General features: G+C 62.7%; 22 protein-coding genes. 2 read left to right on the top strand and 20 right to left on the bottom strand.

What is annotated here, in order from left to right:
• Positions 1–20: 20 nt before the first annotated feature.
• The 16 genes from lepB to KQH60_RS03705 all read right to left on the bottom strand — a co-directional run bounded on the left by lepB (position 21) and on the right by KQH60_RS03705 (position 14,446).
• Positions 21–932, bottom strand: a complete 912-nt coding sequence (gene lepB / locus KQH60_RS03780; protein ID WP_237575221.1) for a signal peptidase I — start codon at positions 930–932, stop codon at positions 21–23.
• A gap of 18 nt (positions 933–950) precedes the next feature.
• Positions 951–2,744 (bottom strand): translation elongation factor 4, encoded by a 1,794-nt coding sequence (lepA, locus tag KQH60_RS03775; protein ID WP_237575220.1) that lies wholly within the window; start codon positions 2,742–2,744, stop codon positions 951–953.
• 99 nt (positions 2,745–2,843) lie between these two features.
• The gene (locus KQH60_RS03770) at positions 2,844–3,140 is read right to left on the bottom strand and encodes a glutaredoxin family protein (RefSeq protein WP_237575219.1); all 297 of its coding nucleotides are present in this window, start codon (positions 3,138–3,140) and stop codon (positions 2,844–2,846) included.
• A gap of 16 nt (positions 3,141–3,156) precedes the next feature.
• Positions 3,157–4,647 carry a DegQ family serine endoprotease gene (locus tag KQH60_RS03765; RefSeq protein WP_237575218.1) on the bottom strand — a complete coding sequence of 497 codons (1,491 nt, stop codon included), beginning with the start codon at positions 4,645–4,647 and terminating at the stop codon, positions 3,157–3,159.
• Positions 4,648–4,678: 31 nt separating this feature from the next.
• The gene (locus tag KQH60_RS03760; protein ID WP_237575308.1) at positions 4,679–5,644 is read right to left on the bottom strand and encodes a MucB/RseB C-terminal domain-containing protein; all 966 of its coding nucleotides are present in this window, start codon (positions 5,642–5,644) and stop codon (positions 4,679–4,681) included.
• 85 nt (positions 5,645–5,729) lie between these two features.
• Entirely contained in the window at positions 5,730–6,404 is a 675-nt protein-coding gene (locus KQH60_RS03755) for a sigma-E factor negative regulatory protein (protein WP_237575217.1), read from the bottom strand.
• A gap of 51 nt (positions 6,405–6,455) precedes the next feature.
• On the bottom strand, positions 6,456–7,055 hold the full coding sequence (rpoE, locus tag KQH60_RS03750; RefSeq protein WP_237575216.1) for an RNA polymerase sigma factor RpoE: 600 nt from the start codon (positions 7,053–7,055) through the stop codon (positions 6,456–6,458).
• 84 nt (positions 7,056–7,139) lie between these two features.
• Positions 7,140–7,697: a protein YgfX gene (locus KQH60_RS03745; protein WP_237575215.1), complete on the bottom strand. Its 558-nt coding sequence runs from the start codon at positions 7,695–7,697 to the stop codon at positions 7,140–7,142.
• Positions 7,697–8,935, bottom strand: a complete 1,239-nt coding sequence (fabF, locus tag KQH60_RS03740) for a beta-ketoacyl-ACP synthase II (protein WP_237575214.1) — start codon at positions 8,933–8,935, stop codon at positions 7,697–7,699. The genes KQH60_RS03745 and fabF overlap by 1 nt, the downstream gene beginning before the upstream one ends.
• Before the next feature lie 102 nt (positions 8,936–9,037).
• Complete coding sequence (acpP, locus tag KQH60_RS03735; protein ID WP_237575213.1) at positions 9,038–9,277, bottom strand: acyl carrier protein; 240 nt, start codon at positions 9,275–9,277, stop codon at positions 9,038–9,040.
• Positions 9,278–9,408: 131 nt separating this feature from the next.
• Positions 9,409–10,158 carry a 3-oxoacyl-ACP reductase FabG gene (gene fabG / locus KQH60_RS03730; protein WP_237575212.1) on the bottom strand — a complete coding sequence of 250 codons (750 nt, stop codon included), beginning with the start codon at positions 10,156–10,158 and terminating at the stop codon, positions 9,409–9,411.
• 49 nt (positions 10,159–10,207) lie between these two features.
• On the bottom strand, positions 10,208–11,140 hold the full coding sequence (fabD, locus tag KQH60_RS03725) for an ACP S-malonyltransferase (RefSeq protein WP_237575211.1): 933 nt from the start codon (positions 11,138–11,140) through the stop codon (positions 10,208–10,210).
• An 81-nt stretch (positions 11,141–11,221) separates the two neighbouring features.
• Positions 11,222–12,211 (bottom strand): beta-ketoacyl-ACP synthase III, encoded by a 990-nt coding sequence (locus KQH60_RS03720; RefSeq protein WP_237575307.1) that lies wholly within the window; start codon positions 12,209–12,211, stop codon positions 11,222–11,224.
• Positions 12,211–13,356, bottom strand: coding sequence for a phosphate acyltransferase PlsX (plsX, locus tag KQH60_RS03715; protein ID WP_237575210.1), 1,146 nt, complete (start codon positions 13,354–13,356; stop codon positions 12,211–12,213). Before plsX ends, KQH60_RS03720 begins: the two co-directional genes overlap by 1 nt.
• A 117-nt stretch (positions 13,357–13,473) precedes the next feature.
• Complete coding sequence (gene rpmF, locus KQH60_RS03710) at positions 13,474–13,653, bottom strand: 50S ribosomal protein L32 (RefSeq protein ID WP_237575209.1); 180 nt, start codon at positions 13,651–13,653, stop codon at positions 13,474–13,476.
• 118 nt (positions 13,654–13,771) lie between these two features.
• Entirely contained in the window at positions 13,772–14,446 is a 675-nt protein-coding gene (locus tag KQH60_RS03705; RefSeq protein ID WP_237575208.1) for a DUF177 domain-containing protein, read from the bottom strand.
• A gap of 212 nt (positions 14,447–14,658) precedes the next feature.
• Here KQH60_RS03705 and KQH60_RS03700 point away from each other — a divergent pair, with 212 nt between their 5' ends.
• A complete protein-coding gene (locus KQH60_RS03700; protein ID WP_237575207.1) occupies positions 14,659–15,306 on the top strand; it encodes a Maf-like protein in 648 nt (215 codons plus the stop codon).
• The gene (locus KQH60_RS03695) at positions 15,303–16,013 is read left to right on the top strand and encodes an SAM-dependent methyltransferase (protein ID WP_237575206.1); all 711 of its coding nucleotides are present in this window, start codon (positions 15,303–15,305) and stop codon (positions 16,011–16,013) included. The genes KQH60_RS03700 and KQH60_RS03695 overlap by 4 nt, the downstream gene beginning before the upstream one ends.
• Positions 16,014–16,130: 117 nt before the next feature.
• Here KQH60_RS03695 and KQH60_RS03690 read toward each other — a convergent pair whose 3' ends face one another.
• From KQH60_RS03690 to KQH60_RS03675, 4 genes are all read right to left on the bottom strand, one after another.
• Positions 16,131–17,147 (bottom strand): S49 family peptidase, encoded by a 1,017-nt coding sequence (locus tag KQH60_RS03690; protein ID WP_237575205.1) that lies wholly within the window; start codon positions 17,145–17,147, stop codon positions 16,131–16,133.
• Positions 17,144–17,542, bottom strand: a complete 399-nt coding sequence (locus KQH60_RS03685; protein WP_237575204.1) for a Rieske 2Fe-2S domain-containing protein — start codon at positions 17,540–17,542, stop codon at positions 17,144–17,146. The genes KQH60_RS03690 and KQH60_RS03685 overlap by 4 nt, the downstream gene beginning before the upstream one ends.
• 90 nt (positions 17,543–17,632) lie before the next feature.
• On the bottom strand, positions 17,633–18,292 hold the full coding sequence (locus KQH60_RS03680) for an HAD-IA family hydrolase (protein ID WP_237575203.1): 660 nt from the start codon (positions 18,290–18,292) through the stop codon (positions 17,633–17,635).
• Positions 18,273–19,283 carry an RluA family pseudouridine synthase gene (locus KQH60_RS03675; RefSeq protein WP_237575202.1) on the bottom strand — a complete coding sequence of 337 codons (1,011 nt, stop codon included), beginning with the start codon at positions 19,281–19,283 and terminating at the stop codon, positions 18,273–18,275. Before KQH60_RS03675 ends, KQH60_RS03680 begins: the two co-directional genes overlap by 20 nt.
• Between the last annotated feature and the right edge of the window lie 459 nt (positions 19,284–19,742).

Raw genomic sequence — 19,742 nt, 5'->3', positions numbered from 1 at the left:
AGCCGAGCAACGCTCGCGCGTCATTCGAACGAGCCGATTCGCTTCAGGTTTGAGAAGTTTAGCCAGATGAAAAACGCACGGCCGACCAGATTGCGGTCAGGCACGAAGCCCCAGTAACGACTGTCAGCACTATTGTCCCGGTTGTCGCCCATCACGAAATAGTGGCCCGGCGGCACCTTGCAAATCACGCCGCGGTCATTGTAGTGACAATTGTCGCGATAGGGATAATCGTCTGCGCCAATCACGAACGGCGGCACGGCCGGATCGTTGAGCAACGCATGGCGCTTGCCTCCGAGCGTCTCGCTGTACTGCTTGACGTATTTGGCCGGCTGCCCCATCGACAGCCGGTCCTCATCGAGATAATCTGGCAGCGGCGTTTCGAGCACCACCTCGTCATTGATCGTCAGGCGCTTGTCCTGATACGCAACCACGTCGCCCGGCACGCCAACGACGCGCTTGATGTAGTCGATCGACCCGTCCTTCGGGTAGCGGAATACAACGACGTCGCCGCGCTGCGGGTCTCGGTTCGGGATGATCTTCTTATCGATGATCGGCAAGCGCAGCCCGTAATCGTACTTGTTGACCAGGATGAAGTCGCCGACAAGCAGCGTGGGCACCATCGAGCCGGACGGAATCTTGAACGGCTCGACAATGAATGAACGCAGCACGAATACTAGCAGGATCACCGGAAAGAAGCTCGCCGAATACTCGAGCCACCACGGCTGGCGCAGCCGTTCTTCGCGCAGCCTTGCCCGCGTGCGAGCTGCATTTTCGTCGCGAAAGCGCTCGTCCATGCGCTGTTGCTGTTGATCGAACTCGTGCGCGGCGGCATCCGCGGCCCGCCGGCGCTGACGGAGAAAAACCAGTTTGTCCGCTACCCATGCAATGCCGGTCAACACGACCAGGATGAAGAGGATCAGCGCAAAATTCATGGAAATTCCGTTTTTTGGTTATTTGTCTTCGACTTTGAGAATAGCGAGAAATGCCTCTTGAGGAATCTCGACGCTGCCGACTTGCTTCATCCGCTTCTTGCCTTCTTTTTGCTTTTCGAGCAGTTTCTTCTTGCGCGAGATGTCGCCACCGTAGCACTTGGCCAGCACGTTCTTGCGCAGCGCCTTAATGTTTTCGCGCGCAATGATATGCGCGCCGACGGCCGCCTGGATCGCGACATCGTACATCTGCCGGGGAATAATTTCGCGCATCTTCGTGGCCACCTCGCGACCGCGATACTGTGACTGCGATCGATGCACGATCACCGACAACGCATCGACCTTGTCGCCGTTGATGAGCATGTCGACCTTGACCACGTCCGATGCCCGGTATTCCTTGAACTCATAGTCCATCGACGCGTAGCCGCGCGATACGGACTTGAGCCGATCGAAAAAGTCCAGCACGATCTCGGCCATCGGTATCTCATACGTGAGTTGCACCTGGCGGCCGTGGTAGGTCATGTTGACCTGATTGCCGCGCTTGCTCGTGCACAGCGTGATCACCGCGCCGACATAGTCCTGCGGCATATACAGGTTCACCGTCACGATCGGCTCACGGATCTCGGCGGTCTTGGATGGCTCAGGCATCTTCGCCGGGTTCTCGACCATCACCATCGAGCCGTCCTGCATCAGCACCTGGTACACAACGGTCGGCGCCGTCGTGATCAAGTCCATGTTGAATTCGCGCTCGAGCCGCTCCTGCACGATTTCCATGTGCAGCAAGCCTAGGAAGCCACAGCGAAAGCCGAAGCCCAGCGCCTGCGAGACCTCGGGTTCGTATTGCAGCGACGCATCATTGAGCTTGAGTTTCTCGAGCGACTCGCGCAACGCATCATACTGGTTGGCCTCGACCGGATACAGCCCGGCGAACACCTGCGGCTTGACCTCCTTGAAGCCCGGCAAGGGTTCAGCCGCCGGCTTCGCCGAATGGGTGATCGTGTCGCCGACCTTCGCGGCCGTCAACTCCTTGATGCCAGCGATTACAAACCCAACCTCGCCTGCGGACAAGACGTCGCGGTTGTGCGACTTCGGTGTGAACACGCCCACGTGCTCGACCGGATACTGCGCCCCGGTCGCCATCATCCTGATCTTGTCCTTCGGGCGCAACGCGCCATTGATGATGCGCACCAGCATCACGACGCCGACGTAATTGTCGAACCATGAGTCGATGACCAGCGCCTGCAACGGCGCCTGCGCGTCGCCGCGGGGCGGCGGCACCTTGGCGATCAGCGCCTCGAGCACATCCTGCACGCCCAGGCCGGTCTTCGCGCTGCACTGCACTGCGTCCGTGGCGTCAATGCCGATTACATCCTCGATTTCGGCCATCGCATTGTCCGGGTTCGCCGCGGGCAGATCGATCTTGTTGAGCACCGGCACAACCTCGACACCCAACTCGATCGCCGTATAGCAATTTGCGACGGTCTGCGCCTCGACCCCCTGGCTCGCGTCAACGACCAGCAGCGCACCCTCACAGGCGGACAACGAACGGCTCACCTCATAAGAAAAGTCGACGTGGCCCGGTGTGTCGATCAGGTTCAAGTTATAGACACGACCATCCCGCGCCCGGTACGTCAACGCGGCGGTCTGCGCCTTGATTGTGATGCCGCGCTCGCGCTCCAGGTCCATCGAGTCGAGCACTTGCGCTTCCATTTCGCGGTCCGACAAGCCGCCGCACAGCTGGATGATGCGGTCGGCCAGCGTCGATTTACCGTGATCGATGTGCGCGATGATCGAAAAATTACGAATATGATCCATTCAATGCCGATCAAGCGAAAAAGGCGCGCTCAGACAAAAGTGGAGCACGCCTTGCAATAAAATCAAGAATCCGCGCATTTTAGCGGAAAACGCATCCGATCAGGCTCGACCCGCGGGCCATCGCCCCGCATCGAAGCTTGCCAGCGCCCGCGCAACGCGCACAGGGTCGAGCCGGTGGCGGCACAACTCGACGCCGTCCAACAGCAGCACGGGTACCGCCTCGTCATACCGCGCTTGCAGCACCGGGTCCGCGTCGATGTCGACCACCTCGACGGCGATGCCGCTTGTGCTCGGCCACAGCGCATCGAGTTGCGCCCGCATGTCGTCGCACAGATGACACCATGCGCGGCCGTACAGCGTCAGGCGGGGCAAGCGGCGCGAGCCGTGCGCCATCATCGAGCGTCGGCCCGCATTACTTCTTCTGCGCCGGCGCGGGCCGCGGCCTGACCGGGACGAACTGCGTGTTGTCGCCGCGGCGCACCAGCAACGCCGCGGCCTTTTGTGGATTGAGTTGCTGCACGAGCGACTCGAATTGTTTCGTATTTGAGACGTCGGTATCGCCGATTCGCACGATGATGTCGCCCCGCTGCAATCCTGCGCGGGCCGCCGGGCCGTGCACGCCATCGACCTGCACGCCACCTTTCAGATTCATTGATTTGAGTTGCTCCGGCGACAGGTCGCTGACCGCCAGCCCAAGCTGGTTCAATGCACGCTCGGGCGGCAGCGCGCGGCGGCTAGTCGGCGCCTTTGCCGCCTTGTCCGGCTGCATCTCGGCCACGACGACCGACACATCCTTCGTCTGGCCCTTGCGCCAGATCGTCAGCATCGCCTGGGTACCGGGCTTGGTTTCGCCCACCATCCGCGGCAGGTCCGTCGCCGTATCCACAGTGCGCCCATTGAACTTCAGGATAATGTCCCCCGGCTGCACGCCGGCCTTATCGGCCGGGCCGTCCGCTTCGACGCTGGACACCAGCGCGCCTTGCGCCTTAGGCAGACCCAGTGAGTCAGACACGTCCTTGGTCACTTCGCCGACCGCCACCGCGATCCGGCCCCGCACGACCCGCCCGTTGACCTTGAGCTGTTCTGCGACGCGCATGGCTTCGTCGATCGGGATCGCAAACGAGATCCCCATGAAACCGCCGGTACGGCTGTAGATTTGCGAGTTAATGCCGATGACCTCGCCTTGCATGTTGATCAACGGCCCGCCCGAATTGCCAGGATTAACCGCGACATCCGTTTGGATGAACGGCAAATAGTCGCCGGTATCACGCCCCTTCGCGCTGACGATGCCAGCCGTGACCGTGTTGTCCAGCCCGAAGGGGGAGCCGATCGCCACGACCCATTCCCCAACCCGGACCTTGTCCGAATCGCCGATCGTCACCGTCGGCAGGCTCGCCGCATTGATCTTTACGAGCGCCACGTCGGTGCGCTCATCCACGCCAATCAACTTTGCCTTAAATTCACGTTTGTCGGTCAGCGTCACATAGATCGTATCCGCGTCATCCACCACATGCGCATTGGTCATCACATAGCCGTCGGTTGACAGGATAAAGCCGGAGCCCACGCCGCTGCTCTGTTCCGAATCCGACGGATCTAAATCGCCGCCTCCGCGCGGCGGGCTCGGCTTGCCCGGCAACTGTGGCAACGGAATACCGAAGAAGCGCCGGAAAAACTCGGACATGTCGCCGTCATTCAGCCCGGGGGGCAGGCCCGACGGGCCCTGCGGCAGCCCATGCGTCGTGGTACGGATATTGACGACCGCCGGGCCGACTTTGTCGACCAGGTCCGTGAAATCCGGCAGATTGGCGGCGGCTGACGCCGCGGCGGCGCACGGGGGCACCAACGGAATACAGATGGCCATGGCGGCCCCGAGCAGAAATCTGCGCACCGGATGAATACTCATATTGTCGACAAAAAGAAAGAGGCCGCGCGAACTATCGAGGAGCCTTGTATTCTATGGCAGAAGCGAACTGTTGCAGCGTCGTCATCGGTACTTCGCCCAACGCGGTGATCCAATAATCACCATGACGCTTGACCAGGATGTGCGTGGCTCCGCTCGCCCCCGAGCCTTCCTTGCGAGAATTGCGCTCGAATGGCTCGACGAAAATCGAGATCGCACAAAGCCCATCAGAAAACACCGCCTGATCCACGGCGATGGGCGACGACGACGGATCGCGCGCGGCCATCGGCCGGCGCAGTTCCCGCACCTTGCGAAATCCGGGAATCTGATTCGGCCATTGCCAGCCCGCTGCTTCCATGTTGACCGGCTCCACCGGGGGACGCACGCAACCGGATGCTTTGCGCACGGCCTGGGCAATCGCGTTACGGTCCGCCGTCACGCCGAGCCGGACCTGCGAAAAGGCGACCTGCTCAAGCACTTGCCCGTCGCTGCTCAGCGTCTGCTCGCGCAACAGCAGGCCGGTCTTCTGGTCAGCCCACAACTTGTACGTATAGCGCAGCGCGTCCTTCGGACGCAATTCGATCACGGTCGCGTCGAGTCCGGCGACACGGTCTGTCCCCATCAGTTGCGGATCGTAGACAGTCAATACGTGGTCGCTGCTCGCGGACAACAGCGCGGGGAACGAATCCCGGCTCTGCCGATGCTCGAACACGCACAGCTTGCGCTCGGGCACGAACGTGTAGACTTCGTCGTTGTGCCGCAGCATCCTGCGCGGCTTGCCGTCCAGGCTTTCAAGCCTTTCATATTCGCCGTCACCATGATCCGCGACATGCACGATGCTGGACGACTGCACCGCCGAACCGCGCTGGTAGACGAAAATCCCTTCGTAGCTCTGCTGTCGCGCTGCCTGGTGGATCCGGTTCAGCCAATTAGCCGCCTCGCGCCGCGCGATGAGTGGGTCGTCGGTACGCGGCTGAGCGTGGACAGCCGCGCAGACCATCGAAATGAACACGGCTGCGATGAACATGGTTCCCCGCAGCCGCCCCCGTGCGTCGATTGTTTTTGACCGCTGAAGCTGCATCAGATTACTTGCCCTCGGAAACCGCGGCGGCACGGATCCAAGGCGTGCCGGATTGGACCATCGGCTGCTGAGCGAACTGCTGGTGCGCGGCCAGATATTGAGCCAGATCCGCATCGCGAACAATGTTTGCCTCTTGGATGCCTTGCTGCACGCCGCCATTCATCGGCGTGGACGTCAATGCAACGCGCTGCATTGCCTGCCCATCTGAGTCGCTGACCGAAGCGACTTGTGCCGGCGTGCTCACACCGCCAAGGCTCTGCAGTTGCGGCACGACCACCCAACTCAGCGTCGCGGCGGCAGCAGCCACCGCGAACACGGGCAACATGCGGCGCCGTAACGCCAGCCTGCGCCACACGTTAGTTTGCAACGCCGATGGTGCCAGCACGTGCGGCTCATCGGCCAATCGCGCGGAAAACCGGGCAACGAACGCCGCGCTCATCGCGGCATCCTCAGCCAATTCATCGGAGCGCAGCGCATCACCGATCAGATGATAGTCGGTCCACAGGGCCCGCCCGTCGGCATCCAGCGTCGACAGGAACTCGGCAAGCCTGCGCGACACGCGCGCCTGCGCCGCGTGCCCGCCACCTTCCGGCCATTCACCATCCAGCGCCGCGGAAATACGCTCGGCAACCGAAATGTGGCTTGCCGACTCGTTCATTTGCAATGGAACTGACCCCATGATGCTCCCCATCTAACTGACAACCCCGTAGCCCCCGCTTGGCCCTTACCGCTACCACCGCTTTCCTTCGGGGGTATCTAGCAACGGGCGCAACCTTGCCGCAATGGTCTCGCGAGCGCGAAAAATCCGCGACCGGACAGTGCCGATTGGGCACCCCATCATCTCGGCGATTTCCTCATAGCTCAGTCCCTCGATCTCGCGCAACGTGATTGCCGTGCGCAACTCTTCGGGCAACAGCGCCATCGCAGCGTTGACCGTCTGTGCGATCTGTTTGCTCATCAACACTGATTCAGGCGTGTTGATATCCCTTAGTTGGTCGGCATCGGAGAAAGTTTCAGCCTCCTCCGCGTCCGCTTCCGTGGACGTCGGCGCACGCCGGCTCTGCGTCGCAAGGTAATTCTTTGCAGTATTAACGGCTATCCGGTACAACCACGTATAGAACGCGGACTCGCCACGAAATTGCGGCAGCGCGCGATAGGCCTTGATGAACGCGTCCTGCGCAACGTCCTCGACTTCCGCGGGGTCGCGCACGAGGCGCGAAATCAGCCTGATAATCTTGCGGTGGTATTTGGCGACCAGGAGTTCGAACGCGACTTTATCGCCTTTCTGGACGCGCTCGACCAGCGCCTGGTCGATTTCTTTTTCGCTCACCTGAAAAATCCGTTGTCTATATAGATTGCGATGCGAAAGGACGCCTATTGTAGCGCCCCCGTAAGCAGGCAAGCGTTACAACGGTTACAAGGGGCCGCGCGAGCGCGTTGCAGCGCAACGGCTCATCCGGGGCCGCCGGCGCTGACGCGCCAGCGCGATCGCCAACTCGCGGAAATGGGCCGGCTCGATTGCGTCGGCCGCGATCAGCACCGAACCCAGCCGTGCACTGCGCCGCGTCGCCCGCTCGTCATCCGGCGCCAGGCGCAGCACCAGTAGGCCGGCCGCAGGACGCGCGTGTCCGAGAATCCGGTGATAGCGCACCGGCGCACCCTGGCGATGCCACGTGAGCGCACCATCCGGCTCGACTTTGATCGCAACAGGCCTCATGCGTTCCTGCCACTGCGAAAAAACAGCCAACACGAGCGCCACCGCGAGCGCTGCCGCTGCGGCGGCGATGACACCAATGCGCGGCGCCAGCACCAGCATCACCGCCAATGCGCACGCGCACGCGCCGGCCATGCCCAGCGCCGCAAGCATCGACGAGCGCCGCAAAGCCATCGCATCGTCGCGCGCCGTCGGTGCGATGCCGGGGTGCGGCGACGGTGCGAGCAGGGACCCCGCGAAGACGGTGCGATCCGTCATCAGACGCGCTTGAACACCAGCGTACCGTTCGTGCCGCCGAAGCCGAACGAGTTCTTCAGCGCGACGTCGATCTTCATCTGCCGCGCAGTATTCGCGCAGTAATCCAGGTCGCACTCCGGATCCTGATTGAAAATGTTGATCGTCGGCGGCGATACTTGGTGATGCAGCGCCAACACGGTGAACACCGACTCCAGGCCGCCTGCGCCGCCAAGCAGGTGGCCAGTCATCGATTTTGTCGAGTTCACGACCATGTGCTTCACGTGGTCACCGAACGTGCGCTTGATGCCAATGGTCTCCGCCAGGTCACCCAACGGCGTTGACGTGCCGTGCGCATTCAGGTAGTGGACTTCATCCAAGTTCACGCGCGCGTTCTTCAACGCCGCCAGCATGCAGCGGCGCGCGCCGTCGCCATTCTCGAGCGGCGCCGTGATGTGGTATGCGTCAGCGCTCATGCCATAGCCGGCAACTTCGGCATAGATCTTCGCGCCGCGCGCCTTCGCGTGCTCGTATTCTTCGAGCACCATGACGCCAGCGCCCTCGCCTAGCACGAAGCCGTCACGATCCTTGTCCCACGGACGGCTGGCAGTGGCCGGATCATCGTTACGATGCGACAGCGCGCGTGCGGCGGCAAAGCCACCGATGCCCAGCGGCGACACGGTCGCTTCTGCGCCGCCGGCCAGCATCATGTCGGCGTCCCCATATTCGATCAACCGCGCCGCCTCGCCAATGCAATGCAGGCCGGTTGTGCAGGCGGTCACGATCGCCAGGTTTGGCCCCTTGAGACCGTAGCGCATCGACAGGTGACCGGAGATCATGTTAATGATCGAGGCTGGGACGAAAAAAGGAGAAATTCGCCGTGGCCCGCGGTTCAGCATTTCGGTTTGCGTGACTTCGATCATCGGCAAACCGCCAATGCCCGAGCCGACGACTACACCGATACGCTCCAAATCTTCGCTTGCCGTGTCGATGCCCGCGTCCGTCATGGCCTGCACACCAGCCGCAAAGCCGTAGTGGATGAACGTATCCATATGGCGGGCCTCTTTGGCCGCCATGTAGTCCTCGACATTGAAGCCCTTAACTTCACCGGCGAAACGCGTCGAAAAATTCGATGCGTCAAACTTCGTGATGTTTGCGATCCCCGATTTGCCGGCAACCAAGTTCGCCCAACCGTCGGCAACGTTATTGCCAACGGGCGAAATCAGCCCAAGGCCGGTAACTACCACACGACGACGGCTCACGCTATTCCCTTTTTCATACATAACAGAAAATCAAAAGCCACAGCGGCCGCACGGAAACCCGTGAGCCCTGTGGCCGCGACCTGCGACAGAAAACTCAGATGCTTAGGCCTTGACGTTAGCCCGGGCGTAGTCGATTGCTTGCTGGACCGTCGTAATCTTCTCGGCTTCCTCATCCGGAATCTCCATGCCGAACTCGTCTTCCAGCGCCATCACGAGTTCAACGGTGTCCAGCGAATCAGCACCCAAATCGTTGACGAACGAAGCCTCGTTCTTGATTTCCGTGTCAGCCACGCCGAGCTGTTCTGCGACGATCTTCTTGACGCGCTGTTCGATGTTGTCCATGCATCCCTCCAGGGAAAATGAGTTCAAAAATGCAAGTGCGCGCATTTTATCAGGTTTGCCCCGCAAAAATGACGCGCGACCCGTTTCGCCGCAACCATTGCGAGCACCGCGGCAAGCGTAGCCGGCACTCGTCAGGACATGTACATGCCGCCATTGACGTGCAACGTCGTGCCCGTGATGTATCCTGCCTGCGCCGAAGCGAGGAATGCAACCGCGTGGGCAACGTCTTCCGGCGCGCCCAGCCGGCCCAATGGAATCTGCGCGTCGAGCGCCGCGCGCTGCGCTTCGGGCAACACACGGGTCATATCCGTGTCGATGAAGCCCGGCGCCACGCAGTTGACGGTAATATTGCGGCTGCCGATCTCGCGTGCCAGCGCCCGCGTCATGCCAGCCACCCCCGCCTTGGCCGCTGCGTAGTTGACCTGCCCCGGATTACCGGTCGAGCCGACAACGGATGTGATGTTGATGATGCGCCCGCCGCGCGCCTTCATCATCGGCCGCAGCACGGCGCGCGACAGGCGGAACACGGCCTTGAGGTTGGTGTCAATCACCGCATCCCACTCGTCGTCCTTCATCCGCATCGCAAGCTGGTCCTGCGTGATGCCGGCGTTGTTCACTAGGATGTTCAATGCCCCGAACTCCTTGACCACCGAATCGACCAGCGCTTCAGCTGCGAGGCCGTCATTCACGTCCAGCACTACGCCGCGACCGGCCATACCCTCGGCGCGCAACGCGTCACTGATCGCCGCCGCCCCATTGTCAGACGTGGCGGTGCCGATTACCGTCGCGCCGGCACGCCCGAGCACGAGCGCAATCGCGCGGCCAATGCCGCGCGATGCGCCGGTGACCAGCGCAATCTGTTTGTCGAGCGATTTTTCCATCTCGTCTTGGCTCCGAATCAAATGATGAATCCCGAGGACAGTCCGGCATTCAACCCTGCAACAATTTCAGTGTATCGTCGAGCGACGCCGGATCGACGATCACGCCGCCCACCAGGTTGGCATCAATGCGCCGCGTCAGTCCGGCCAACACCTTGCCAGGGCCGCACTCGATCACATGCGTGATCTGCTGCGCAGCGATCGCGCGCACGCATTCGACCCAGCGTACCGGACCGGCGGCCTGGCGCACCAGCGCATCCTTGATGCCGGCCGGCTCCGACACCATCGCCACGTCGATATTGTTGATCACCGGGATTTGCGGCGCGCGCACATCGACATCGGCCAGATACTCGCGCAGGCGCTCAGACGCCGGTTTGAGTAGCGACGAATGAAACGGCGCTGACACTGGCAGCAACACTGCGCGCTTCGCGCCCTTGGCCTTGGCAATCTCGCATGCCTTGTCCACGGCCGCCTTGTGGCCAGCGATCACGACCTGCGCCGGCGCATTGAAGTTGACCGCTTCGACGATGCCGGCCGACCCCGCTTCCGAGCACGCGGCACGCACCGCGTCATCATCGAGCCCCAGGACCGCCGCCATCCCCCCGGCCCCAACCGGCACTGCCTGCTGCATCGCCTGCGCGCGAAAGCGCACCAGCGGCAACGCGTCGCGAAATGTGATCGCGCCCGCGGCGACCAGTGCCGTGTATTCGCCGAGGCTGTGGCCGGCCACGACCGCCGGTGCCGCACCGCCGGCTTGTTGCCACACGCGGTAAATCGCGTATGCGGCGGTGAGCATCACGGGCTGCGTATGAGTGGTCAGGTTGAGTTCGTCAACCGGCCCCTGTGCGATCAGGCGGCCGATATCCTGGCTCAGCGCATCGGACGCTTCCTCGAGCGTCGCCTTTACAACAGGATGATCGCCGAATGCATTGAGCATGCCGATCGATTGCGAGCCTTGCCCGGGGAAAACGAACGCGAACTTCATATCGTCCTCGAATAGAAAAAAGCAGCGAAACGGCATGCAGGCGGACGGCGCAACAAGTACCTGCGCATGCTGTACACGCGTCTACATACGGATGACTGCCGCACCCCAGGTAAATCCACCGCCAACGCCTTCGATCAGCACCCGGTCGCCGGGCTTGATGCGCCCATCGCGCACCGCCACGTCCAGCGCGAGCGGAATCGATGCGGCCGACGTGTTGCCATGCTCGTCGACCGTCACGATCATGCGCTCCGATGGCAACCCGAGCTTACGGCACGTGCCCTGCATGATCCGGATATTGGCCTGATGTGGAATCAGCCAATCGAGCTGGTCCGCGGACATGTCGGCTTTGGCCAGCGCTTCGAGCGCCACCTTCTCGAGCACGTTCACCGCGAGTTTGAATACCGCGGGCCCGTCCATGTGCAGAAACGCACTACCTTGAATCACACCGCCGTTGACGTTGCCTGGTGTGCATAGGATGTGCGCGTGGCTGCCGTCTGCGTGCAGCGCGCTCGCCAGCAGCCCCGGCCGGTCCGATGCGCCGAGCACGACGGCACCGGCGCCGTCGCCGAACAGTACGCAGGTGGTTCGATCCTTGAAATCGAGCAGCCGCGAAAACGTTTCGGCGCCGATCACCAGCGCGTTGCGATGCGCGCCGCTGCGGATCAATCCATCGGCCACCGCCAGCGCATAGGCGAACCCGGAGCACACTGCTTGCACGTCGAATGCCGCGCCGCCGTTACGGATGCCGAGCTTGTCCTGCAGCAGGCAAGCCGTACTCGGAAACACGAAGTCCGGTGTCGACGTGGCGACAATGATCAGCTCGATCGCCTGCAAATCGATGCCAGCCGCTGCGATCGCGCGCTGTGCAGCCACCAATGCAAGGTCGCTGGTGGCTTGCTCGGGCGACGCGAAATAACGGGCACGGATGCCGGTGCGCGCCACGATCCACTCATCGCTTGTCTCGACCCCCTGCTGCGCGAGCCGCTCGGCCAGCGCCTGATTGGTGACGCGCGTCGGCGGTAAGTAGCTGCCGGTACCGAGCACGCGCGAGTAAATAGTGGAATGAACCATCATGCCTTCGGGGATAGCGCGGCCAACGGCTCAGGCGCGGTTCCCGCGGGGCCGTCGGTGGTCGTATTGAAAATGAAAAGCGCTTGTGCGCCGGATACGTCAGGTTCGCCAGAACCGGCGTCGGCGGCGCGAGCGAGCGGGTCGGCATTTTCCTCCAACGCCCGCGTCAGACGCTCGAGAACGCCATTTTTGACGGCATCATACCCGCGTTTGATCGCCCACTCAAACGCGTACGCATCTGCCGAACCGTGACTCTTAATCACCAGATTGCGCAGGCCGAGCAGCGCGGCGCCGTTGTATTGACGCGAATCGACCCGCCTCTTAAAACGCGACAGCACCGGTAGCGCGAGCAGCGCCATGAGCTTCGTGGCCCACGAGCGACTGAACTCTTCGCGAATCATATCGGCAAGCATCCGCGCGAGCCCTTCGGACGTCTTTAACGCAACGTTGCCGACAAAGCCATCGCAAACGATCACATCGACCGTGCCCTTGTAAATGTCGTTGCCCTCGACATTGCCGCGAAAATTAAGCGTGCTCGCGCGCAGCAGTTCGCCGGCGCGCTTGATGATATCGTTGCCCTTGATCATCTCTTCGCCGATGTTAAGCAATCCGATCGACGGGCGGTCCTTGCCCTCGATCGCAGACACCAGCGCGTGCCCCATCTCGGCGAATTGCAACAAGTGCTGCGGCTCGCAGTCGACATTCGCGCCCAGATCAAGCATTGTTGTGTAGCCCCGCTGATTCGGCAGTGCGAACGCGATCGCCGGCCGTTCGATGCCGGCCAGCGTCTTGAGCACGTAGCGCGACACCGCCATCAACGCGCCGGTGTTGCCGGCCGAGATGCACGCTTGCGCATGCCCCTCCTTCACGAGCTTCAACGCGACGCGCATCGACGAGTCCTTCTTCTTGCGCAACGCGACCTCGACGGAATCGTCCATCGCGACGACCTCGCTCGCATTGACGATCGACAGCGTCGGCATGTCGAGCGCCCTGCATCGCTTGAGTTGCGCGCGGATCGAGGCGTCCAAGCCCACCAGCACGAGTTGCGCATCCGGATGCGCACGCGCGAAACTGACCGCAGCGGGAACGGTCACGGTTGGACCGTGGTCGCCTCCCATGCAGTCGATTGTGATCTTTACAGTCATGGGATGCGGCGAATTTCAGGCACAAAAAAGCGGCAGGTCAATGCCGCTTTTTTGACGAACCGATGGCAATTCAATCGCGAACGAAAGGTGAAGCAGGCGACCATTGCCGCCAGGCACTTAGTCGTTCTTGACCTTGACGACCTTCTTGCCGCGATAGTAGCCGTTCGGGCTAATATGGTGGCGCAGATGGGCTTCGCCGGTGCTCGGCTCGACGGCCAGCGGCACGGCACCCAGGAAATCGTGCGAGCGGTGCATGCCGCGCTTCGACGGCGACTTCTTGTTTTGCTGAACTGCCATGGTAACTCCAGAAAAATTTCGTCAATTTTAACACAGGCCCACGCGCCACCCACCACCTGCCAGACAGCTAAGGACAGACCGGCGCGACCGGCCTGTCCTCTGGATCGCGTCCGCCCACTCAATGCGTCGGCCCGGACTTCGATCCGCCACCCTTGAGCGCCTCGAGCGCGGCGAACGGATGCTCGCGTCGCGCTTCGTCACCGGCCGGCGATTCGCCAGCCTCATCGCTGGGATCGCGCGCATGCTCGCCCGCCGCGCCGGTCACCAAGCTCTCGTGTATCTGGGTGCAGACCTCATGCTTGGGCACCAGCGGCAACGACAACAACAATTCTTCCTCGATCAACTCGACGAAATCGAACTGGCGCGAACCTACGATCACATCAAACGACGTGTCGTCGAGCGCGCGTTCATCCGCCTCGTCGTCGCTCTCGACGATCCGGTATTCGGCATCGATGTCCAGTGGCACGCGAAACGGCTCCATGCAACGTTGACACCGCAGCCAGATCGCGCCATGCACGGCCACCCGCAGGTACGGCTCGTCGAGCACGGTGCCATCGGGCCGCAGTTCGCGCACCGATCCACCCTGCGCCTGCCAGCGCAACGCTGGATCATAATCATCGAGCGTCACCGCGTCGGCGGGCACTTCGGCTGACAGCCGGGCCAACTCGCCGACGTCGAACTGTCCCGCCGCTTGCCGACCGGTTCGCACAAACTCGAACAGGTCCAGCGCATGCAGGTTAAGCGCTGCCGCACGGCCAGTCGACGCGCCTCGCTTGTCCGTTGACTCCGCCATCTGAGCCTCCTCTCACGCCATCCCGACCACAGGCGCAGCCGGTATCGCCGGCCACCGCACCGCGACGTTTATAGACCGCGCCGATGAAAAGCCCAGTATCATATCGCTTTTGTCTTTACGAGTCAAACACTTAAACCAGCACCGCGCGCGTTCGCGCCACGCGTCAGGTGCCGGCCGTGGTCAAATCACACATTCCCGGACCGCTTCCGCCCATGCAACCCATATCCACTCCAATCGCCGCGCGTCGGCTGATTCTCGCTTCCAGTTCCCCGTACCGGCGTGCTCTGCTCGAGCGGTTGCGCGTGACTTTCGACGTCGACGTACCCGCCGTCGATGAAACGCCATTGCCGCACGAAGCGCCGGCTGCCACCGCCCTGCGACTGGCCGAGGCCAAGGCCCGCGCCGTGGCTGCGCGCAGCGGCGATGCGCTGGTCATCGGCTCGGATCAGGTTGCCACGCTCGCCGGCCGGCAGATCGGCAAACCTGGAGACCATGCGCGCGCACTCGAGCAGCTACGTGCAATGCGCGGGCGCGACGTCGAGTTTCACACGGCGCTGTGCCTCTATGACCCGCGCGACAACACCGCACGCTGCGCGGACGTCATCACACGGGTACGCTTTCGCAACTTGTCTGATACGGAACTGGACGCTTACTTGCAGCTGGAACGGCCCTACGACGTCGCCGGCAGTGCTAAGTCGGAAGGGCTCGGGATCGCCTTGCTCGAGGCAGTCGAGAGCGACGACCCCACAGCCTTGATCGGCCTACCGCTGATCGCGCTGACCGGCATGCTGCGCCAGGCCGGCGTGATGCTGTTGGGCACCGCCGACGCTGCATCCGAAGCACCGGAGCAAGGGCGATGACCGGCGTGCTGTACCTGGTGCCCAATGCGTTGGGCGGCGCCGCTGCGCTAGCGGACGTGCTGCCCGAACCCGTGCGCGCGCTCGCGGCGCGGCTGACCTATTATGTCGGCGAAAACGCGAAAAGCACGCGAGCGTTCCTGAAAAAAACGGGTGGCACGCTTGCGATCCAGGACATCGAGATTCGCGAATTGAACGTCAACACGCCGGCGAGCGCAATCGATGCGCTGCTCGCGCCGATCATCGCAGGTCGCGACGGCGGGCTGCTGTCAGAAGCCGGGTGTCCGGCTGTGGCCGATCCAGGTGCGCTGCTGGTGCGCCGGGCGCATGAGCGCGGCATTCGGGTCGTGCCACTGGTCGGACCCAGTTCGATCCTGCTAGCGTTGATGGGCTCCGGCTTGAACGGCCAGAGCTTTGCCTTTCACGGCTACCTACCGGTGGATGCCGCGCAACGCACGAAGAAATTGCGCGAGCTAGAGCAACAGTCGCGCCGGGCCCGGCAAACACAGATTTTTATCGAAACCCCTTATCGCAACCGTGCGATGCTCGATGCGCTGTCCGGCGCGTGCGCGCCGGACACGCTCGTGTGCGTGGCCGTCGATTTGACGCTACCCGATGAACAAATCGTCACCCGGCCGGTGTCGGCGTGGCGCAAGGAGCGAATCGAACTGCACAAACGAGCGGCCATTTTTCTGATGTTGGCGAACTGACAGCGACCGACGCGCGGGGCCGTCCGGGCCCCGCGTGTCTATCCCAAGTCAATACGTGGCAGGGCTGTGAGGACTGTGCCCGGTCCACGGCCCAACGCCCCAAGATGACAGCCAGACTTAGCGTATGCTTGGCGCGGCGTCGAGCGCCAGCACACGAAGCGCCGCGCCACTGACCGCCGCGCCGAACTTGCGGGCGACGCGATCGGTGATGCTTTCCTTGACCGTATAGTCGACGATATCCGGTGCCTTGATGACCTCGCGTGCGACATAGTCGGTGCTGCCGAATCCATCGGCCAGCCCGAGTTCGACGCTCTTGTCGCCGGTCCAAAATAACCCGGAGAACACGTCCGGCGTTTCCTTCAGCCGCTTGCCCCGACCTTGCCGCACCGCGGCAATGAACTGCGCATGGATATCATCCAGCATGCGCTGCGCGTGCTGCTTCATTTTGTCGCTCTCGGGCGAGAACGGATCGTAGAACCCCTTGTTCTCACCGGACGTGTGCATCCGGCGCTCGATACCGAGCTTGTCCATCAGCCTGGTGACGCCGAACCCGTCCATCCGCACGCCGATCGAGCCGACGATGCTGGCCTTGTCGACGTAGATCTTGTCGGCAGCGGCCGCCACGTAGTAGCCGCCCGATGCGCAAATATCCTCGACCACTACATACAGCGGCTTGGACGGATACTTGTTGCGCAAACGGCGGATCTCAGCGTGGATAATGCCGGCCTGCACCGGGCTGCCGCCCGGGCTGTTGATCCGCAGGATCACCCCGGCGGTATGCGAGTCGTCGAAGGCATTCTGTAACGCGGTATCGATGTTCTCCGCGCTCGCATTCGAGTTCGTCGCGATCTCACCGTCCAGTGAAACCAGCGCCGTATGGCGTCCGGCCGAAGCCGAACGTTCACCCGACAGGCTGAACACGCTCCAAGTGAGCACGATCAACGCAGCGAGGAACGCGCCGCGAAAAAAAATCCGCCAGCGGCGCGCCGCCCGCTGCTCGCGGATGGCCGCCAGCGCGACGCGCTCGAGCGCATCGCGCTGCCAATCGGCGGGCGTGCGGCCGGCGGCATCGGCTCGTTCCCGCTGGGCGGGCGTAGAGGTTCGCGGGTTGTCGTCAGTCGAATAGTCGGTCATGCGCAATCAGGTCCTGCTTCAAGGGAAAGAGGTCGGATTTCATCGTCGGGCAACCAAAAGACGGCTGGCCCATTGGCCGTGTCGCGCTCCTGAACCTGGAGCGGGCGCAGCCGGCCGCCACGGCAGGGGCCGCCGACACAGTGCCCGGTGTCGGGCGCATAGATTGCGCCGTGCGTAGCGCATATCAAGTATAAGCGCGATCTTTCAAAGAACTCGCCCTCGGCCCAGTCCAGCTCCATCGGCACATGCGCGCACCGGTTCAGATAGCCGTGGACCACGCCGTTGTAGCGGACAAAAAAAACGGTTGCCGGCGCACCGCCTGCCAGCGCGGCGCACCGGATGCCGCGGCCGCGTTCGGCAAGTTCGTGCGAAGCGCAAATCAGAACAGGTTGCATGAGGTCAGCGCAATTTCTGTGAAAACCCCGGCTCGACGCGACGACGGACATCCACTCGCGCCTCGGTCATCCCATAGTCGTGCGCGCCGATCATCCGTGCTCGCGCAGCCAATCGGCCAGCGACGTGACGTCGGCGGCGCAAAAGCGCGGCTCCAACTTGACCAGTTGCTCGGCTGGATGGGCGCCATAGGATACCGCCACGGCGGCAGCCCCGGCGTTAGCCGCCATCTGCAAGTCGTGCGTCGTGTCGCCGATCATCAAGGTACGCGTGGCACCTTGCCCCAATTCCCGTGTCAATTCATGCAGCATTGCCGGATGGGGCTTTGAAAACGTCTCGTCCGCGCAGCGGGTCGCATCGAACATCGTCATCAACCGGACCGAGTCTAGCGCGCGGTTCAGCCCGACCCGCGATTTGCCGGTCGCCACTGCGAGCAGATAGCCCGCGCCGCGTAATTCGTCCAACATCTCGCGCACGCCGGCGAACAACTCGATATGCGGATCACCGCTCAGGTAATGGAAACGGTAGCGCTGCGCAAGGCGTGGATAATCGATCGGATCGAGCGTGGGCGCGGCGATTTGCAGCGCGTCGCGCAACCCCAGCCCGATGACATAGCTCGCCGACAACGCGTCCGGCACTGGCAAGTCGAGGTCGCAACACGCGCGCTGGATGCTACGCGTGATGTGCGCGGTCGAGTCCATCAGCGTGCCGTCCCAGTCGAACACGATCAAGTCAAACTGTTTGCGTGTCATCCGCGCTCAATGTATCCGTCAATTGTTGCAAAAAATCACCGCATTCGGCTGGCAGCGGCGCCTCGAACGCTAGCGGCGTGCCGCTGGTCGGGTGCTTAATGCTCAGCCGCCACGCATGCAGGAACATCCGGCGCAGCCCCGGCCGGGCGCCGGGACGAGCCAGATCCTTATTCAACGAGAAATCCCCATACTTGTCGTCACCGACGATCGGCAAGCCCAGATGCGCGAGATGGACCCGGATCTGATGGGTCCGGCCAGTCTTCAGTTCCGCCTCCAACAATAAATAGTCGCCCAGGCGCCGGCGCAGGTTGAAGACCGTATGCGAGGCCAATCCGTCGGGCTGCACGCGAACCCGCCGCTCGCCGTCGGCGGTCAAGTACTTGTGCAGCGGCGCCTTCACCGCGCGGCGCACGCCCCAGTGCGCGGGCCACGCGCCCCGCGCGCACGCCAGGTAGCGCTTATCCAGCCGGCCCTCGCGGATCTGCTCGTGCAGACTGACGAGCGCAGCGCGCTTCTTGGCCAGCAACAGCACACCGGACGTTTCCCGGTCGAGCCGGTGGACCAGTTCCAGCATGCGGGCAGCAGGACGCGCGGCGCGCATTTGCTCGATCACGCCAAAACTCACCCCACTGCCGCCGTGCACCGCGATGCCGGCCGGCTTGTCCAGCGCGATCAGGCAGTCGTCCTCATACAACACTGGGAACGTCGCAGCCGGCGCACTCACCGGGGAGCCAGCCGGCTGTGCCACCCGTATCGGCGGCACGCGCACGATATCGCCCTGCTCGAGCCGGTACGAGGCGTCGATCCGGCCTTTGTTGACCCGCACTTCGCCGCTTCGCAAAATCCGATAAATATGGCTTTTTGGCACCCCTTTGCATACGCGCAGAAGGAAATTGTCGATGCGCTGGCCGGCTGACGCGTCGTCCACGTTCAGCCACGAAACACGGTCGGCGGCTGCACCCTTTTGCGATATTTTGCCTAACTCATTCATTCTGCATATAATTTGTCAGACAGCCCGTGCGCCGGTGGCGACCCGCCCGGCAAGCGACGGGCTGTTTCGGTGCAAGCGCCCTATGCGTTATTCTACCTTGCACCCCAGGCCGGCTGCTCGCCTGGAAGGCGAGAGCAGCAAGTTGCACGCACGTCGTTGCACGGCGCAGGGATATCGCCCACAGGCGGATTCGGCATCGTCGACGGCAAGCCGGTAACGGAAATTTTGGTCATAAAGAATTTTTTGTGTTCAGCTCACGGCACGCTACGTCGGTCGACGTGGCACGCACGGGCTGGACGGATTGCGAATAACACGCGCGCAGCAGTCGGATCGAGACAGCGCGCGCGAACGAGCGAGACACCCGGGCCACGGCGCCAATGGTCCGCGCACCCGCGCAGGACTCGGTTCGCCCGCGTATTTATTGTGTGACGGCGGCCCGCCGGCAGCAGTGCATCGTAC

The organism is Mycetohabitans sp. B8 (genome assembly GCF_021991875.1).
GTDB lineage: Bacteria > Pseudomonadota > Gammaproteobacteria > Burkholderiales > Burkholderiaceae > Mycetohabitans.
The sequence above is the reverse complement of the archived record's forward strand: the minus strand, read 5'-3'. Positions and strand labels throughout refer to the sequence as shown.

Coding starts and splice junctions, on each gene's coding strand:
- KQH60_RS03720 (WP_237575307.1), bottom strand. CDS start 12,211: ATGGTTCATTCCACTATTTACTCGCGCGTGCTCGGTACCGGCAGCTAC.
- KQH60_RS03745 (WP_237575215.1), bottom strand. CDS start 7,697: ATGACGGATCGCACCGTCTTCGCGGGGTCCCTGCTCGCACCGTCGCCG.
- KQH60_RS03705 (WP_237575208.1), bottom strand. CDS start 14,446: ATGGCGGAGTCAACGGACAAGCGAGGCGCGTCGACTGGCCGTGCGGCA.
- fabG (WP_237575212.1), bottom strand. CDS start 10,158: ATGGAAAAATCGCTCGACAAACAGATTGCGCTGGTCACCGGCGCATCG.
- lepA (WP_237575220.1), bottom strand. CDS start 2,744: ATGGATCATATTCGTAATTTTTCGATCATCGCGCACATCGATCACGGT.
- KQH60_RS03755 (WP_237575217.1), bottom strand. CDS start 6,404: ATGGGGTCAGTTCCATTGCAAATGAACGAGTCGGCAAGCCACATTTCG.
- KQH60_RS03685 (WP_237575204.1), bottom strand. CDS start 17,542: ATGCAACCTGTTCTGATTTGCGCTTCGCACGAACTTGCCGAACGCGGC.
- KQH60_RS03700 (WP_237575207.1), top strand. CDS start 14,659: ATGCAACCCATATCCACTCCAATCGCCGCGCGTCGGCTGATTCTCGCT.
- KQH60_RS03760 (WP_237575308.1), bottom strand. CDS start 5,644: ATGGTCTGCGCGGCTGTCCACGCTCAGCCGCGTACCGACGACCCACTC.
- KQH60_RS03680 (WP_237575203.1), bottom strand. CDS start 18,292: ATGACACGCAAACAGTTTGACTTGATCGTGTTCGACTGGGACGGCACG.
- acpP (WP_237575213.1), bottom strand. CDS start 9,277: ATGGACAACATCGAACAGCGCGTCAAGAAGATCGTCGCAGAACAGCTC.
- lepB (WP_237575221.1), bottom strand. CDS start 932: ATGAATTTTGCGCTGATCCTCTTCATCCTGGTCGTGTTGACCGGCATT.
- KQH60_RS03770 (WP_237575219.1), bottom strand. CDS start 3,140: ATGATGGCGCACGGCTCGCGCCGCTTGCCCCGCCTGACGCTGTACGGC.
- KQH60_RS03690 (WP_237575205.1), bottom strand. CDS start 17,147: ATGACCGACTATTCGACTGACGACAACCCGCGAACCTCTACGCCCGCC.
- KQH60_RS03695 (WP_237575206.1), top strand. CDS start 15,303: ATGACCGGCGTGCTGTACCTGGTGCCCAATGCGTTGGGCGGCGCCGCT.
- KQH60_RS03675 (WP_237575202.1), bottom strand. CDS start 19,283: ATGAATGAGTTAGGCAAAATATCGCAAAAGGGTGCAGCCGCCGACCGT.
- rpmF (WP_237575209.1), bottom strand. CDS start 13,653: ATGGCAGTTCAGCAAAACAAGAAGTCGCCGTCGAAGCGCGGCATGCAC.
- fabD (WP_237575211.1), bottom strand. CDS start 11,140: ATGAAGTTCGCGTTCGTTTTCCCCGGGCAAGGCTCGCAATCGATCGGC.
- KQH60_RS03765 (WP_237575218.1), bottom strand. CDS start 4,647: ATGAGTATTCATCCGGTGCGCAGATTTCTGCTCGGGGCCGCCATGGCC.
- plsX (WP_237575210.1), bottom strand. CDS start 13,356: ATGACTGTAAAGATCACAATCGACTGCATGGGAGGCGACCACGGTCCA.